This is a genomic window from Alkalihalophilus marmarensis DSM 21297 (assembly GCF_000474275.2).
Lineage (GTDB): Bacteria > Bacillota > Bacilli > Bacillales > Bacillaceae_D > Alkalihalophilus > Alkalihalophilus marmarensis.
Genome location: NZ_ATAE01000002.1, coordinates 1 through 17,858 on the forward strand (window position 1 = coordinate 1; position 17,858 = coordinate 17,858).

The following is a 17,858-nucleotide window of genomic DNA, read 5'->3' on the forward strand; positions in this document are numbered from 1 at the left end:
TTTAGACATTAAAAATACTCCCCTTAAAGTAGCCAGATTTTTATTTTTTAATCTGTCTACCTTATGGGGAGCATATCATATTATTGGGCAGCTCTCTCTTGTTTGTTAGGAGTGACACAATTAGTTAATAGAGGAATATAAATTTGCTTGTCAGTAACGCATTTACAGGTTAAATAGGCGCAATAACAGGAGAAGGACGCAATACAGCATACTACTGACGCAATAATTGAATTATCAGCACAAACACATATAAGGCCAACGCATAAACATCTGAAAAATATACAATTAAAGCAGCAGCAGCAGCAGCACAGTCACAGTTGGCAGCAAAACTGCTTTATTTGCTGAGGATTGTCATATTTAGGCAGGAGTTTATCTTTTTATAGCTAATCTTTATAATAAGCTAATTAAATTAGGGGATGATCGGATGATTCGGCAAGCAGAAGTGAGAGATGCAAAAGAAATACAGACTATTGCAGAAATAACATGGAAGCACACATATAAACATTTATATTCTAAGGACATTATAGAGAATTTTCTTCAAAAAGCGTATGAGATTGAGAGGTTAAAAAAATCAATTCAAATCTGCTCAGAAAGGAGCGATTGTGGATTTATAGTAGCAGAAGACGAGGGTCAGTGTGTAGGTTTCGCGCAAGCTGTTCCTTATTTAGATGGGCTGGAATTATCAAGAATATACATTTTACCGGACTCACAGCGAAAAGGACTGGGGCAGTTATTAGTAAATAAAATAATTGATATTGCCAAGGCTGCACACAAACCCCACTTGTATGTATATGTAGAAAAGGAAAATGAGGATGCGAGGGCTTTTTATGAACGAGAAGGGTTTCATACGATCGATGAGATTGAAGATTCTGCGCTCGGTGTGAAAAGTACACTCGTAAAATGTCATAAGCAAGTATCCTAATAGTCTAGACTGCTAAGAGGTAACTAATTTGGAAACCTTTGTAGTTTGTTGAAAAGAAACACCTCTTCACATGGTATAATAGTACTGCATGAAAGTCATAAGGAGGGGTGTAGGTGATACAGGAGAAATGGGATGCCATTTTAAACATTTGTAACGACCTAGAATTACCAGTAGCGATTTTCTCAGAAACGCATAAAATCCTTACATATAACAGCTGCACCGAAAAGGTAATGTTTCACCCGCAAAAACAGCTCGCTGCTATACTTGCACAATTGCCAAACGAGACAAATCAATTAACGAAACAGAATATGAAAATTCAGGGACAAGATTATATTGTTTATAAAAATAAACTGAATACTGCCTCGCGTGAATTATATTTATTATTTTATCCGACTGATCAGCGCACTGAATTAATGAATGAGATTGAAGAGCAACTAGAACAGCTCGTAAATACTAGGTTTGAAGGCACCTTAATTCATGACCAAGGAAAGATTATCAGTGTAGATGAAGAATCGGCTGTTTTATTTGGTTACACACGTAAGGAATTAATTCATTTATCTGTCTTTGAACTAATTTCACCGGAGGATTGGATTAAAGCACAGGATGCAATTGTGAATGGATTAATCGAACCTTTTGAACTAAGGGCACTTCATAAAGATGGGACAACTATTCATATAGAAGTGCAGGGCCGTCCCTACCCGTATAAGAAAAAAAAGGTGCGTCTTGTTTCGATACGAAATATTACTGAACGAAAAAAACAAGAAGAACAGATTACATACTTAGCCTATCATGATGAAGTGACAGGTTTATTAAATAGAAGAGCCTTTCAAGAGCGGATGAAAGAGCAGTTAAATGCATTAAAAAGCGACGAATCTGTCGTTGTCGCAACAATCGGATTAAACCGGTTAAAAACGGTAAATGATGCCATGGGAATTGAGGCAGGAAATCGTCTTGTAAAAGAAGTGAGCCACCTATTGAATGAAAAGTGTCTCCCGCGTATTCACCTAGCTCGATTGGGCAGCGATGAGTTCATCCTTTCATTTATCGAAAGCAACCCCCAAGATGCTGTTATTCCTTTTATTAATAATATTCTGGAATGCTTCAATGAACCTTTGCAGCTCGATGAATTCTATTTTCATGTTAATTTAAGCGTAGGGCTGAGTATCTCATCTAATGCTTTAATTGATGTGAATGAATTAATTAGACAAGCAGAAGTTGCCCTGCACTCGATCAAAGATTCTACACATGGTTCTATTCAATTTTATGAAAAGGAAATGAGCACAGGCTCGATCCGTGAAATGATTATTGAAAACGAACTCCGCCATGCGATAGCTAAAAATGAATTTACACTTGTGTTTCACCCGCAGGCCTGCCTTGAAAGTGGAGATTTATCTGGTGTGGAGGCCTTGCTGCGATGGAAGAGTTCTGCTTTAGGAATGGTCTCTCCTTTTGAATTTATTGAAGTGGCAGAAAAAACGGGTTTAATTATTCCAATTGGGAAATGGGTTATTGAGCAAGCTTGTCACTATGCCTTGAAGTTAGAAAGGGAGTTAGGGCGGCCGGTTAAAATGGCTGTTAATTTATCACCGGTTCAATTTGTACAGCCAAACCTTGTTGAGATCATCACAAATGCCTTAGAAGAAGCCGGGTTAAATGCCTCTTCACTTGAACTTGAAATCACAGAATCTGTGGCAATGGAGGATGAGGCTCATGTGATGGAGAAGCTGACTGCTTTACGTGAGCTAGGAGTCCATGTGTCGATCGATGATTTTGGAACAGGTTATTCATCTTTACAGTATTTAAGTCAGTATCCGATTGATAAGTTAAAAATTGATAAATCATTTTTGCGTGTGCAAACAAATACAAATCAAACGATTATAAAATCGATTGTTTCAATGGGTCATAATATGGGGATGAAAGTGATAGCGGAAGGCGTAGAGTCCTATGATCATGTGGAACTGCTTAGAAGTCTCGACTGTGATGAGATGCAAGGGTTTGTATGGACAAAGCCTCTTCCATTTACTGAACTAATCACAAAATTAACGAGTGAAGGCAGGTTTCCTCTAGATACAGTTAAAAATTGATTGACATTTCTAATAAATCAGATACTATTGAACTATTATCCAAATATAAAATGTTAGAGGTGTCACATATGAAATACGCGTTTGCAAAGAGAATCCGTCATCTACAATCATCAGCCATTCGTGATATTTTAAAAGTCGTAGGAAGAGGAGATATCATTTCATTTGCAGGAGGTCTTCCTGATGATGAGCTGTTTCCGATCGAAGGAATTGAAGAATCGTTTGCTAAGGTGTTTGAGTCAGGCAAAAAGTCTCTTCAATATACAGAAACAGAGGGTTATCTTCCGCTTAGAGAAGTCATTTTAGAGAGAATGAGCAGAAAAGGGATTACGAGCTATTCTGCTGAAAATGTTATGCTTACGACCGGTTCGCAGCAGGTTATTGATCTGTTTTCACGTGTGATGTTGAATCCGGGGGATGTCATTTTAACAGAAGATCCAACTTACCTTGCTGCCTTGCAAGTATTTAAATCGTATGAAGCGAAGGTAGTGGCTGTAGCTTCAGATGATAACGGGATGCTTCCGGATGATCTAGAAAGAAAAATGAAGCAGTACAAACCAAAAGCAATCTATGTCGTGCCAACATTTTCTAATCCAGCAGGTCGAGTATGGTCGCTTGAGCGTAGACAGCAGCTCTTGAGCCAAGCAGAAAAAGGCAATGTCATCATTTTAGAAGATGACCCGTATGGTGATATTCAATTTCGTCAAGATGAGACCTATACTCCGCTTGCCGCTCTTGATGATGGGACTCAGGTTCTGTATACAAGTACTTTCTCGAAAACGGCAGTACCTGCTCTTCGAACGGGATGGGTAGCAGGACCATTTCAAGTCATACGTATGATGGCCCAAGCTAAACAGGCAAATGACCTGCACTCTAATTCTTTGTCTCAACAAGCGTTATACCAGCTATGTATGCATTTTGATTTAGATGCTCATATTCAGCAGTTAATTCGCGTATATGAGAGCCGTATGAATATGATGGTACATTGTATTGAACAAGCAAATATTGAGGGGCTTCGTTTTGTGAAGCCTAAGGGAGGCATGTTCCTTTGGCTGGAACTTGCTCCTGAAATCAACACCACCGCTCTATTGCCAGAAGCAGTAGAGGCAGGAGTTGCTTATGTTCCGGGGGAACCGTTCTATGCAGATGTAGCGCAAAAGAATACCATGCGGTTGAACTACACGCATGCAACCCCCGAAAAGATTGAGCATGGGATGGGATTGCTGCTTGATCTTCTTAAAGAGAAAAGTAAAAACCCTCATATCTTCTCATAACATAGAAAACCGTGTGAGCACTCTGCTCACACGGTTTTTAACGTAATTACCTGAAAAGGTTAAGAATGAGATCCAATAATCCAATCGAACTTAGGAAAATGATGAAGATGGCAACCGGTGCAAAATAACGTAATAAGAATAACCACGCATTTCCAAGCCACGTATCACCGAAGTCAGAATCAGATAGTGCATCTGCTTTCTTAAAGCCCCATCCCATAAACAAAGCAATCATTAAACCGCCTAATGGAAGCAAAATATTTGATGCGATAAAGTCGATTGAATCAAGAATATCACGACCACCAATAATCGCTACATTAGATAAAATGCCTTGACCAAGTGAAGAAGGGATACCTAGTAAGAAGATAATTCCCCCGATAACTAGAGCTGCCTTTCTACGTGACCAAGAGAAGCGGCGAATAAAATAAGCAACCGCTACTTCTAATAGAGATACAGCTGAAGAAAGAGCAGCTGCTGCTAATAAGAAGAAGAATAATAGACCGAATAACCAGCCCATTGAAATACTGTCAAATACATCAGGCATGATCATGAATACAAGACCAGGGCCACTTGCTGGCTCAATTCCAAATGCAAAAACAGCAGGGAAGATCATAATGCCGGCTACAATCGCAAATAACGTATCAAGACCTGCAACACTCGCTGCAGCACCAGGCAGTCGTTCTTTATTAGATAAATAACTACCATACGTAATTAGGGCACCCATACCTAGACTTAATGAGAAAAAGGCTTGTCCAAGGGCTGCTAGATAAATATTCGGATCTGTTAGAGCGCTCCAATCAGGACTGAAAAGAAAGGCTAGACCTTCTCTAGCTCCACCAAGAGTTAATCCATAAGCAGAAAGACCAATTAATAATACACCTAATAATGGCATTAAAATTTTGTTTGAACGTTCAATCCCTTTTTTAACTCCAACATAGACAATGGCAATGGTCGCAGCCATAAAGAGGAATTGCCATAACAGCGGATGATATGGATTGGTAATAAAGTCAACAAAAAATCCTTCATAACCGCCTTCAGGAGCAGTCCACAGGTTTCCTGTCAGATAATTGACGAAATAGTAAGAAATCCATCCGGCTATAACTCCGTAAAAGGATAGAATCATAAATGCAGCAGCTACTCCCATCAGTCCGGCGATCTTCCAAGGCTTCCCTGGAGCAAGCTTTTCAAATGAACCGACTGCATCACTTTTCGCTTTACGTCCAATTGTAAACTCCGCCATTACAATTGGAATCCCGATTAATAAAATACAAGCTAGGTAAATGAGCAAGAATGCTGCACCACCATTTTCTCCTGTAACATAGGCAAAGCGCCATACGTTACCTAAACCTACTGCTGACCCCATCGCAGCTAAAATAAATCCTAGCCGCGAGGCCCATTGCTCACGTCCCACATCTTCCTTTAGCGACACAACGTATTCCTCCTTTAATACAGTAAAATAATTTCGTGAACTTACTATAGCATAAAAGCTTCTCTGTGAATAGGGAATTTTCTGACTTTTTAGGTATTTGTCCTCTAATTTTTAAAAAAGTATGTAATTCATAAATGATTATTCATAATTTTCATATAATGATATCTTTTTGATATACTTAAATCAAGGATGGTGGTAGAAATGTTAACATTGATTAAAAACGGAGATGTATTTACACCTGATTACATAGGAAAAAAGGATGTCCTCATCGGAGGGGGTGAAATTCTAGCAATTGATGAAAATATAACACTTGCAGGGACTGTAGGTGTGGAGATGATTAATGCTCAAGGTATGCATGTAGTGCCTGGCTTTATTGACAGCCATGTTCATATTATTGGCGGGGGTGGAGAAGGGGGATTTAATACAAGAACACCTGAATTAACGTTAACAGAGGCGACGAAAGCCGGAGTGACAACCATTGTGGGAGTATTAGGTACAGACGGCTTCACTCGTACAATGCCGGATTTGATTGCTAAAGCAAAAGCCTTAACGGAAGAAGGAATCACCTGCTATGTACATACAGGATCGTATCATGTTCCCATTCAGCCTGTAACAGGAAGAATTGAGACTGATCTTATGTTGATTCAAGAAGTCATTGGAGTAGGAGAAGTGGCGATTTCTGATCACCGGTCCGCACAGCCAGAGCTTAACGAGTTAAAAAGGCTTGCGGCAGAAGCTAGAGTCGGAGGCATGCTCTCTGGAAAGGGAGGGATCGTAAATGTTCACATCGGCGACGGCGCAGATAAGCTTTTTTTATTAGAAGAGATTGCAAGGACAACAGAGATTCCAATCACTCAATTTTTACCTACGCATATTAATAGAAATAAAGATTTGCTCCAAGCCGGGATTATCTATGCGAGTAATGGAGGACGCATTGATTTAACAACGAGCAACTTGCCTCATGAGGGCGAATCTGAATTGAAATGCAGTAAAGCGTTTAAGAAAATCCTCTCACGCGGCATAGATCTTTCTCTTGTTACATTCACCTCAGATGCTCAAGGAAGTCTGCCTAGATTCAATGATAAAGGGGAGTTTACCGGCCTTGGAATTGGCAAGATCCGTTCCCTTTATGATGAAGTGCGTGCATCAGTTTTAGAAGAAGGAATCCCGCTTGAGCAAGCCCTTCAAGTAGTCACACGTAATGTCGCAAAGGCTCTTAAACTAAAAGGAAAAGGTGAGCTTGCAATTCAAAATGATGCGGATATTGTTCTGCTTGATAAACAAGACTTAACGATTGATACCGTTTTTGCTAAAGGACAGCTCATGATTTCCCATAAAGAAACGATCGTAAAAGGTACGTTTGAATAATTTATTTAGATGAATGCACTCTTAACGTTCACGCTGGTAAGTTGGAGCCTTATCAGCTAAATGTCCTATTTTATAAATGGAATTCAGAAAAATTTGAATTGATCATACATTTTTTGTATAATAGATAAGGAAAGAGTACATAGAGAGAGGAGTGCACCTTAAAAACCGACTGGTTAGTATAAAAGTCGACATATTTTTTGAATGCGCTTTCATTTGCATGTTTTATTTACTTGAATTCTGAACAACCGCTCAGAATGTACTTATTTTTATACCTAGGAGGAAATGCGATGAACTTTGATTTAACGAAAGAACAGAAAATGATTCGTGATATGGTTCGAGATTTCGCACAAAATGAAATTGCACCAGGTGCTGAAGAAAGAGATGCAAGAGCTGAGTTTCCGGAGGACATTTTTAAGAAAATTGGAGAACTTGGACTTTTAGGCATTCCATTCCCAGAAGAATATGGCGGTTCAGGCGGAGATACGGTTTCTTATGCATTAGCTGTAGAAGAAATTGGCCGTGCATGCGGAGGAACAGGTTTAAGTTACGCTGCGGCTGTATCACTAGGGGCAAGTCCTCTTTATTATTTTGGAACGGAGGAACAGAAAAAAGAACATCTTACTCCCCTTGCACAAGGACAGTCCCTAGGTTCGTTTGGGTTAACGGAGCCTAATGCGGGTTCTGATGCAGGCGGTACACAAACAAAAGCTGTTCTTGACGGTGATGAGTATGTGATTAACGGCGAAAAATGCTGGATCACGAATGCGAGTTATGCAAGAACCGTGATTGTTACAGCAGTAACAGGAAAAGACGAGAGAGGGAAGAACATTATCTCAGCTCTTATTGTCCCAACAGATTCGCCTGGATTCACGATTAATAGCAATTACGAAAAGATGGGAGTTCGCGCTTCTAATACATGTGAACTAGTTTTAGAGGATGTCAGGGTGCCGAAGGAGAATTTATTAGGTGACCCACAGGGCGGGTTTAAACAATTTCTTTATACATTAGATGGCGGCCGTATTTCCATTGCAGCTCTTGGGGTAGGTATTGCACAAGCAGCATTTGAGCGTGCGCTCGCTTATTCAAAAGAACGTAAGCAATTTGGAAAGACGATCTCTAGCTTCCAAGCGATTCAATTTAAGCTTGCTGATATGGCCATGGAAATTGAATTGGCGCGAAACATGGTGATGAAGGCTGCATGGTTAAAGGATCAAAATCGTGCTTTTGGGAAAGAGGCTGCGTTTGCTAAGCTTTATGCGTCTGAAACAGCTACACGTACTGCTAATCAGGCGATACAAATTCACGGCGGATATGGCTACATGCGTGAATATGAAGTAGAGCGTATGCTGCGTGATGCAAAATTACTTGAAATTGGGGAAGGGACTTCTGAGATTCAGCGTCTCGTTATTTCAAGACAACTAGGCTGCCGCTAACAAGATTGACGTATAGGCTCATCCACTTAAAACATAAGGGGGATTATTATGTCAGATATTCAAGTACCTATCGGAATACTGTTAGAAGATGTAGCAAAAAGACAACCAGACCATGAAGCGGTTGTTTATTCTGACCGAGGGTTAAGGTATACGTATCAACAATTTGATGAAGAATGTCGCAAAGCTGCAAAAGGGCTGATGGCACTCGGAATTGAACGCGGGGAGCATGTAGCGATCTGGTCTACTAATAAACCAGAATGGCTCACAAGTCAATTTGCTACAGGAAAGATGGGAGCTGTATTAGTTACCGTCAACACAAATTATCGTACCTCTGAGCTTGAGTACTTACTGAAACAATCTGATGCAACGACCCTTATTTTAATGGATCAATTTCGTGATGCATCCTATATAGAGATGCTTTATGAAATTGTACCTGAACTAAAGCTTGCTGAGCGTGGAAACTTGCAATCTAGCAAACTTCCAAAATTGAAAAATATCATTTTCTTAGGTGAAGAAGATTATCCTGGTATGTATACATGGGGAGATTTAATTGAGTTAGGCAAAAAGGTAACAGATGCAGAGCTTGATGCCCGTATGGACAGCCTCGATAAAGATGATGTGATTAACATGCAGTATACCTCTGGTACAACTGGGTTTCCAAAAGGGGTTATGCTGACGCATTATAATCTAGCTAACAATGCAGTTAATATTGCCGGCTGCATGAATTTAACGAATGAAGATCGCTTATGTATTCCAGTCCCTTTCTTCCATTGTTTTGGGTGCGTACTTGGGACATTGGCATGTGTTTCTGTCGGTGCTACGATGGTGCCTGTGGAAGAATTCAGTCCAAGGGCTGTGCTTGAAGCCGTTTCAAAAGAAAAGTGTACGGGGCTTCACGGGGTGCCAACGATGTTCATCGGAGAACTAAATGATCCTGATTTTGACACATATGACCTGTCTAGCTTACGTACAGGGATTATGGCCGGATCTAATTGCCCAATTGAAGTAATGAAAGCTGTTGTGGATAAAATGGGTGCTAGTGAGATTACGATTGCGTATGGCCAAACAGAATCATCTCCAGTTATTACACAAACTCGCGTTGATGATCCATTAATGCTCCGCGTGGAATCAGTTGGCCGTGCTCTTCCTAATGTAGAAGTCAAAATTGTCGAACCAGGAACGAATGAAGAGGTCCCTCCCGGCGTTCAAGGTGAGTTATGTACACGCGGTTATCATGTCATGAAAGGATATTACAAAAATCCTGAAGCGACTAAAGCAGCAATCACTGAAGATGGGTGGTTACATACGGGTGATTTAGCTGTGATGGATGAAAATGGATATTGTCGTATTACGGGCAGATTAAAAGATATGATCATACGCGGCGGAGAAAATATCTATCCGCGTGAAATTGAAGAATTTCTTTATCAACATCCAAAAGTGCTGGATGTTCAAGTCGTAGGGATACCTAATGAGAAATACGGTGAAGAAGTCTCTGCTTGGATTAAATTAAAAGAAGGAGAATCGACAACAGCTGACGAATTACGTAAAGACTGCATGGGTAAGATTGCAGCTTATAAAATTCCTCGCTATATCGCATTTGTCGATGAATATCCAATGACGGCATCAGGCAAAATCCAGAAATTTAAATTAAGACAGCAAGCAGAAGAGACGTTCAGCCGAGTGACCAATGAATAGATTGTAAGCGTTATCAAAATTGGTCGGATGATGTCGAATGTCATCCGGCCGCCCAATGAGGTGAGAAGATGTTTACGAAAATATTAATTGCAAATAGAGGCGAAATTGCTGCGCGCGTCATTCGAACATGCCAGCGCATGGGTGTTAAAACAGTGGCTATTTACTCTGAAGCCGATGAGAATGCTTTGCACGTAAAATTAGCAGACGAAGCCTATCTAGTAGGTAAGCCGAGAGTAAATGAGAGTTACCTCCAAGTAGAAAAGATAATAGAAGTGGCGAAGAAGAGCGGAGCACAAGCTGTCCACCCTGGATACGGTCTCCTATCAGAAAACAGTGAGTTTGCTAAACGGTGTGTAGAGGAAGGACTTGTTTTTATTGGACCTTCTCCTGAAGTGATCGCGAAGATGGGAAGCAAGATTGAAGCAAGAAAAGCAATGGAAGCAGCCGGTGTGCCTGTTGTACCTGGAATTGAACATGCTTTAAGAGATGTGGATGAAGCTGTAGAGGTAGCAAATAACATCGGATATCCTGTCATGCTAAAAGCGTCTGCTGGCGGCGGAGGAATCGGTATGCAGATTGTTCGAAATGAGGAAGAATGCCGCAAAGCATTTGCAGGTAACCAAACGAGAGCTCAATCGTTCTTTGGGGACGGTGCGATGTTTGTTGAAAAGTATATTGCAAACCCGCGCCATATTGAAATTCAAGTATTAGCCGACCAAAAAGGTAACACGGTTTATATTTGGGAGCGTGACTGTTCGGTTCAACGACGTCACCAAAAAGTTGTAGAGGAAGCCCCTTCCCCGTTCTTAGATGAAGAAACACGCAGACAAATGGGGGAAATGGCTGTGACAGCTGCTAAGGCGATTGGTTATGCCAATGCTGGTACAATTGAATGCCTTGTAGATGAAAATAAAGAGTTTTATTTCTTAGAAATGAATACAAGACTGCAAGTGGAGCATCCGGTCACAGAAGAGATTTCAGGACTTGACTTGGTGGAATGGCAGTTAAAGATTGCTTACGGAGAAGAACTTGATTTCACTCAAGAAGAAGTGAAGCTAGAGGGACACGCAATGGAGGTCCGCATTTATGCAGAAGATCCGAAAACTTTCTTCCCATCACCAGGAACAATTAAAGAGATTAACCTTCCAGAAGCACCGTATATCCGCCATGAATGTCCGGTGAGCGCTGGTTCAGTAGTGACTCCTTTTTATGATCCGATGATTGCAAAGCTTGTCGTTAAAGCTGATACAAGAGATGAGGCGATTGAGAGACTTCAAGCAGCTCTTGAAGAATACTCAATTGAAGGCATTAAGACGAATATTTCTATGTTAAAAGAAGTGATCGCTCACCCGGTATTTAAGCGTGGGGAAGCGACTACAGCATTTGTGGAAGAAAATTTACAACCAGCCCAAGGAGGAAAACGATCATGACGAAAGTAACAACGAATATGGCAGGGAATGTATGGAAGATGTTAGTGAAAGAAGGCGACAAAGTAGAAGAAGGCCAAGATGTAGCGATTTTAGAATCAATGAAAATGGAGATTCCTGTAGCTAGTGAAGCATCTGGGACGGTGACCGTCATTCACAAGCCTGAAGGAGAATTTGTGGATGAAGGTGAAGTTCTGCTTGAGCTTGAATAAACAAACCTAGGTTAGCTGAAGTGTTACGCTTCAGCTTCCTCCATATTGGAATAAACTCAAAGTGCTAAATGAAACAGCATTCGATAAAGGAGGATTTATGTGCTTCAGGATAAAGTATTGATACGTGAAGTTGGACCAAGGGACGGTCTTCAAAATGAAAAGCAGATGATTCGAACAGAGGACAAAGTAGCGTGGATTAATCAGTTATCCAAAACAGGTCTTTCTTATATTGAAGTGACGTCATTTGTAAATCCGAAATGGATCCCTGCATTAGCAGACTGCCTGGATGTAGCAAAGCAAATTGAACGTGAGCCTGGTGTGACGTATGCGGCACTTGTGCCTAATCAACGAGGTCTAGAGGGTGCGCTCGAAGCTGATATTGATGAAGTCAGTGTATTTATGTCAGCAAGTGATACCCATAACAGAAAAAATATTAATAAATCAATGGATGCGACATTCCCTGTTTTAAAAGAAGTGGTACAACAAGCAAAGAGTGCAGGGAAGTCAGTAAGGGGCTATGTATCCACCGTTTTTGGGTGCCCTTATGAAGGCAGGGTCTCTATTGATCAAGTAGTACATACATCAGAAAAACTAATGGAAATGGGCATTGATGAACTGTCGCTTGGAGATACGATTGGTGTCGCGACGCCTAACCAAATCGAAGAAGTGCTGCTCGCTTTGAAAGGCATTATTCCCATTGAAAGTCTGGCCCTTCATGTCCATGATACGAGGGGAACCGCACTCGCTAATGTGTATCAAGCCTATCAACTAGGGGTTCGCCGTTTTGACGGGGCAGTAGGTGGGTTAGGCGGCTGTCCGTATGCCCCGGGGGCTGCCGGAAATGTGGCGACTGAAGATATGCTTTATTTGTTTAACGGACTCGGTGTAGAAACAGGGGTTTCGCTCGAGCATTTAGTAGATAGTGCAGAGTTTATTCATCAAAAAGTAGGGCGCCCTCTGCCTAGTCATAATCTCCAAGCTAGACTTGCGAGCGATTGTAAGGAGGGTGTGTAATGGATTCACTCGTTTTACTTGAAAAGAATGAAGAGGGCGTGGCGCTTCTGACTCTAAACCGCCCAAATGCTGCTAATGCTCTGTCTGTAGACATGTTAAAGCAATTTCATGCTCTGTTGGATGAATTGGCATTTGATGAGAAGGTACGAGTGGTTGTGTTCACTGGTGCAGGAGAAAAAGTCTTCTGTGCAGGGGCTGACCTAAAAGAACGTGCTGGAATGAACCCGACTGAAGTAAAGCAGACCGTTACACTTATCCGCACTTTAATGGATAAAGTAGAAGCACTGCCGCAGCCGACGATTGCAGCCATGAATGGGGGCGCATTTGGCGGCGGACTTGAGCTCGCATTAAGCTGTGATATCCGTATCGCTAAAACAGGCGCCTTATATGGATTAACAGAAACAGCTTTAGCGATTATTCCCGGCGCAGGAGGAACGCAGCGTCTGCCAAGGCTGATTGGTATTGGGAAAGCAAAAGAACTGATCTACAGCGCAGCTCGAATTGATGCAGATGAGGCGAAGCAAATTGGTCTTGTCGAAAGAGTCGAGGAGACAGATACACTTTTAAAAAGTGCTTATGAGCTTGCCGGTAAGATGGCTTCAAATGGACCAATCGCGCTAACACAGGCTAAGCGAGCTATCCAGGCTGGAATGCAGGTGGATATTGCCACAGGACTAGAGATTGAGAAGTTAGCGTATGAACAAACCATCCCAACAAAAGACCGGCTTGAAGGTCTGCAAGCGTTTAAAGAAAAGCGCAAACCGAACTACACAGGAGAATAGGAGGCGTTTAGATGTCATTTGAACAAGTATTACAAGAACGTGTTGAGAAAATCAAAAAGGGTGGGGCCGAGAAATACCACGCAAGCAATGCGGAAAAGGGTAAATTATTTGTACGAGAGCGTCTTGAGCAATTATTCGATGAAGGAGTAGAACTTGAAGATGGCTTATTTGCTAATTGCCAAGCAGAAGGTCTGCCGGCAGATGGGGTTGTAACAGCAATAGGCAAGATTCATGGACAAACGGTTTGTGTGATGGCTAATGATTCAACGATTAAAGCAGGATCTTGGGGGGCAAGAACGGTTGAGAAGATTATCCGCATTCAAGAAACGGCTGAAAAATTGAATGTACCGATGCTTTATTTAGTGGACTCAGCCGGAGCGCGTATTACAGATCAAGTAGAAATGTTCCCAGGCCGCAGAGGAGCAGGGCGTATCTTCTATAATCAGGTGAAACTATCTGGGCGTGTGCCGCAAATTTGCTTATTATTCGGCCCTTCGGCTGCTGGCGGTGCGTACATTCCTGCATTTTGTGACATTGTCATTATGGTAGACGGCAATGCCTCAATGTATCTAGGTTCTCCTCGAATGGCTGAGATGGTCATTGGGGAGAAAGTATCGCTTGAGGAGATGGGCGGGGCGAAAATGCATTGCTCGGTTTCAGGGTGTGGAGACGTACTTGCAAAATCAGAAGAAGAAGCGATCTCTATGGCTCGTGAATACTTGTCCTACTTCCCAGCAAATTATGGTGAACTGCCTCCTGAGATCACACCAGCTGCGCCAAAAGAGTTTGAAAAAAGTATTGATGAAATCATTCCTAAAAATCAAAACGCGCCATTTAATATGCATGATTTAATTGAGCGTGTAATTGATGAAGGCTCTTTCTTTGAAATTAAAAAGCTTTTCGCACCGGAGCTTATCACAGGACTTGCTCGGATGGACGGGAAACCTGTAGGAATTATTGCAAACCAGCCACGTGCCAAAGGCGGGGTGTTATTCCACGATTCTGCTGATAAAGCTGCAAAATTTATCAACTTATGTGATGCCTATCATATCCCGCTCGTTTTCTTAGCCGATATTCCAGGCTTCATGATCGGAACGAAGGTAGAGCGAGCCGGTATTATTCGCCATGGCGCTAAAATGATTTCTGCGATGTCAGAGGCAACGGTGCCAAAAATCTCAATTATTGTGAGAAAAGCATACGGTGCAGGTCTATATGCTATGGCCGGTCCTGCATTTGAACCAGATTGCTGCTTAGCCTTGCCTAATGCTCAAATTGCTGTAATGGGACCTGAAGCGGCTGTTAATGCAGTATATGCTAAGAAAATCTCAGAGCTGCCAGAAGAGGAAAGACCAGCATTTGTTGAAGAGAAGCGGAATGAATATAAGGAAAATATTGATGTGTATCGCTTAGCTTCTGAAATGGTCATTGATGGCATCGTTCAAGGCAACGACCTGCGTAAAGAGCTCGTGACACGTCTTGAAGCCTACCGTACAAAGGAATTAGACTTCACACACCGCAAGCACCCAGTTTACCCAGTATAACTTTTAACCGGAAGAGACTTGGGATCTAACAATTGATGAATTGAGAAACTTGTGGTCATCATGACTAGTGTTGATTTCCGCTGCAGGAAATCGCTTTCCGCGGGCGGTCCGGGAGCTTCCTCGTCGCTATACTCCTGTGGGGTCTCCCCTGGCCACGCGCATCCCGCAGGAGTCGATTGCCTTCCGCTGGTTAAGTAGCTACCTCATTGAAAGCAGGTCTTCAGTAATTTAGCTGTTAGTAAGTTAATTAATTTATGTTTCGATTGGTCTAATCCATAACGAAATCATCCCAATAAATCTTTTACAAAGCATGTGACCTAGCGGATGAAATATGTGGAGACTTCTGTGGGGCCTAGAGCAGGAGTGAGATCCCACAGGGCTTAGCCCGAGGAAGCTCACTGGCTCCCCACGAAAAGCGAAGCATATTTCAGCAGCGGATTATATGCACTTTCTATCATTTAGTTTTCAATTCATACTACACTTTTATCCTGGTCTCTTTTTCAAAACGTGAGGGGGAAAAACGATGAGTGAGACTGTCTGGCATCCAACAAAGGAATATATCGAGGCGACACGACTTTATCAATGGATGAACAAATTAGGCTACAGCGATTATAATGCGTTTTTCAATAAAACGGTGGAAGACGTAGAATGGTTTTGGCATGAAGCAGAAAAAGAACTAGAAATACCTTGGTATAAGCCCTATACCAAAACATTGAATGATGCAAATGGCATAGAATGGCCGATTTGGTTTGAAGAAGGTACCTTAAATGCATCTCACCTCTCCATTGGAAAATGGGCAGAAGATCCTTCCATGAAAGATAAAAAAGCGCTTGTTTGGGAAGGCGAAGACGGGGCAGTTAGAACCTTTACATATATAGAAATGCAAGAGGAAGTGGACCGTGTAGCAGGAGGCTTCCGCAAGCTGGGCCTGAAAAAGGGCGATGTTCTTGGAATCTATATGCCTATGCTGCCTGAAACGGTGATTGCGATGATGGCTGCTTCAAAGATTGGTGCAGTGTTCGCCCCGGTATTTTCAGGCTATGGCGCAGAAGCTGTGGCAACTAGGCTTATTGCGGGAGAGGCTAAAGCTCTTATCACAGCAGATGGATTTCTGAGACGTGGGAAGACTGTGATGATGAAGGAAGAAGCTGACCGTGCAGCTGACTTATCTCCCACAGTGGAAAAAGTGATCGTCATCAGCCGTCTGAATGCTGATACTACGTGGAATGATGAACGGGATGTTGATTGGCAGGAAATGCGTAACTCTGAGAAATATGAGCAAACAGAACGGATGGACAGCCAAGAACCTCTTATGCTTTTATATACGTCAGGGACAACCGGTAAGCCAAAAGGGGCAGTGCATACACATAGCGGCTTCCCGATTAAAGCGGCATTTGACGCTGGAATTGGGATGGATGTAAAAAGAGAAGATGTTCTTTTCTGGTATACCGATATGGGCTGGATGATGGGACCTTTTCTTGTTTACGGTGGTTTAGTTAACGGAGCAACAATTCTGTTATATGAAGGCACACCTGATTACCCAAATCCTGACCGTATATGGGAACTTGTGGCGAAGCATAACGTCAGCCATCTTGGTATTTCACCTACGTTAATCCGATCTTTGATGACGCAAGGCGACGAGTGGGTCAATAAGCATTCCTTAGATACACTGCGTGTAGTAGGATCAACAGGTGAACCGTGGAATCCTGAGCCGTGGATGTGGCTTTTTCAGAATGTCGGTAAAAAACAAATTCCAATTTTTAATTATTCTGGCGGCACAGAAATTGCCGGCGGGATCTTAGGGAATGTACTCGTCAGACCAATAGGACCAATCACTTTTAACTCCCCGTTACCAGGAATGGCAGCAGATGTATCTGACCCAAACGGAGAGCCTGTTGAAAATGAAGTAGGCGAACTTGTAATTAAAAAGCCGTGGGTAGGGATGACAAAGGGATTCTGGGGTGATTCGGAACGTTATTTAAACACCTACTGGAGCCGATTCGATCAAACGTGGGTACACGGAGACTGGGTAATCAAAGATACGGAGGGACAATGGACGATTACCGGCAGATCGGATGATATTTTAAATGTTGCTGGCAAACGCTTAGGTCCTGCTGAAGTAGAATCAGTCCTCGTCGGCCATGAGGCAGTGAAGGAAGCAGGTACAATTGGAATTCCTGATGAAGTAAAAGGAGAAGCTGCGATTTGCTTTGCTGTTCTAAATCAATCACAGGAACCTAGTGAGGCACTAAAAAAAGAGTTGTTAAGTCTAGTTGCTGAAAAGCTAGGAAAGGCGCTTAAGCCAAAAAATCTATACTTTGTCAGTGACCTGCCGAAAACAAGAAATGCAAAAGTAATGCGCAGGGCAATTAAAGCCGCTTATTTAGGATTAGAAACAGGAGATTTATCTGCTCTAGAGAACCCTCAAGTTTTACGTGAGATCGAGCAGGTAAAAGAAAATGTGAATTTGTAAAAAAAGCAGATAAGACAATCGTCTTATCTGCTTTTTTACTTGGACAAGTTTTCCCTCTAATTACCAAAAAAATTATTTGCATTCTTGTACATAAGCAGCAGGAAAATAACCAAACTATGATTACACAAGGAGGAGGTGAGACACATGGCTAACAACAACAGCTCAAATCAACTTGTAGTACCTGGCGTACAACAAGCACTTGATCAAATG

The 17,858-nt window shown here is 42.0% G+C and carries 13 protein-coding genes and 1 pseudogene; 13 read left to right on the forward strand and 1 reads right to left on the reverse strand.

The features are described 5' to 3' along the window. Nucleotides 1-424: 424 nt before the first annotated feature. The 3 genes from A33I_RS00010 (at nucleotide 425) to A33I_RS00020 (ending at nucleotide 4,277) form a co-directional block, all read left to right on the forward strand. Nucleotides 425-922: a GNAT family N-acetyltransferase gene (locus A33I_RS00010; RefSeq protein ID WP_022626436.1), complete on the forward strand. Its 498-nt coding sequence runs from the start codon at nucleotides 425-427 to the stop codon at nucleotides 920-922. Nucleotides 923-1,035: 113 nt separating this feature from the next. Continuing rightward, a complete protein-coding gene (locus A33I_RS00015) occupies nucleotides 1,036-3,006 on the forward strand; it encodes a putative bifunctional diguanylate cyclase/phosphodiesterase (protein ID WP_022626437.1) in 1,971 nt (656 codons plus the stop codon). A 68-nt stretch (nucleotides 3,007-3,074) separates the two neighbouring features. Continuing rightward, entirely contained in the window at nucleotides 3,075-4,277 is a 1,203-nt protein-coding gene (locus A33I_RS00020; RefSeq protein ID WP_022626438.1) for an aminotransferase-like domain-containing protein, read from the forward strand. 46 nt (nucleotides 4,278-4,323) lie between these two features. On the opposite strand, the gene A33I_RS00025 is transcribed toward A33I_RS00020, so the two are convergent. Continuing rightward, nucleotides 4,324-5,703: a sodium-dependent transporter gene (locus A33I_RS00025; RefSeq protein ID WP_012957673.1), complete on the reverse strand. Its 1,380-nt coding sequence runs from the start codon at nucleotides 5,701-5,703 to the stop codon at nucleotides 4,324-4,326. Between the two features lie 201 nt (nucleotides 5,704-5,904). On the opposite strand from A33I_RS00025, the gene iadA reads away from it, so the two are divergent. The 10 genes and pseudogenes from iadA to A33I_RS21210 form a co-directional block, all read left to right on the forward strand. Then, a complete protein-coding gene (iadA, locus tag A33I_RS00030; RefSeq protein ID WP_022626439.1) occupies nucleotides 5,905-7,071 on the forward strand; it encodes a beta-aspartyl-peptidase in 1,167 nt (388 codons plus the stop codon). Nucleotides 7,072-7,358: 287 nt separating this feature from the next. Further along, nucleotides 7,359-8,504, forward strand: coding sequence for an acyl-CoA dehydrogenase (locus A33I_RS00035; protein WP_022626440.1), 1,146 nt, complete (start codon nucleotides 7,359-7,361; stop codon nucleotides 8,502-8,504). 48 nt (nucleotides 8,505-8,552) lie between these two features. Then, a complete protein-coding gene (locus A33I_RS00040) occupies nucleotides 8,553-10,199 on the forward strand; it encodes an AMP-binding protein (protein WP_022626441.1) in 1,647 nt (548 codons plus the stop codon). A gap of 68 nt (nucleotides 10,200-10,267) precedes the next feature. Beyond that, nucleotides 10,268-11,629 (forward strand): acetyl-CoA carboxylase biotin carboxylase subunit, encoded by a 1,362-nt coding sequence (locus A33I_RS00045; RefSeq protein WP_022626442.1) that lies wholly within the window; start codon nucleotides 10,268-10,270, stop codon nucleotides 11,627-11,629. After that, entirely contained in the window at nucleotides 11,626-11,838 is a 213-nt protein-coding gene (locus A33I_RS00050) for an acetyl-CoA carboxylase biotin carboxyl carrier protein subunit (protein ID WP_012957678.1), read from the forward strand. Before A33I_RS00045 ends, A33I_RS00050 begins: the two co-directional genes overlap by 4 nt. A 99-nt stretch (nucleotides 11,839-11,937) precedes the next feature. Then, entirely contained in the window at nucleotides 11,938-12,852 is a 915-nt protein-coding gene (locus A33I_RS00055) for a hydroxymethylglutaryl-CoA lyase (protein ID WP_022626443.1), read from the forward strand. Continuing rightward, on the forward strand, nucleotides 12,852-13,634 hold the full coding sequence (locus A33I_RS00060; RefSeq protein WP_022626444.1) for an enoyl-CoA hydratase: 783 nt from the start codon (nucleotides 12,852-12,854) through the stop codon (nucleotides 13,632-13,634). The genes A33I_RS00055 and A33I_RS00060 overlap by 1 nt, the downstream gene beginning before the upstream one ends. 11 nt (nucleotides 13,635-13,645) lie before the next feature. After that, nucleotides 13,646-15,175 (forward strand): acyl-CoA carboxylase subunit beta, encoded by a 1,530-nt coding sequence (locus tag A33I_RS00065; protein ID WP_022626445.1) that lies wholly within the window; start codon nucleotides 13,646-13,648, stop codon nucleotides 15,173-15,175. A 523-nt stretch (nucleotides 15,176-15,698) separates the two neighbouring features. Beyond that, nucleotides 15,699-17,648 carry an AMP-binding protein gene (locus tag A33I_RS00070; protein WP_022626446.1) on the forward strand — a complete coding sequence of 650 codons (1,950 nt, stop codon included), beginning with the start codon at nucleotides 15,699-15,701 and terminating at the stop codon, nucleotides 17,646-17,648. Between the two features lie 144 nt (nucleotides 17,649-17,792). Further along, nucleotides 17,793-17,858: pseudogene (locus tag A33I_RS21210) on the forward strand (spore protein); the annotation flags it as partial.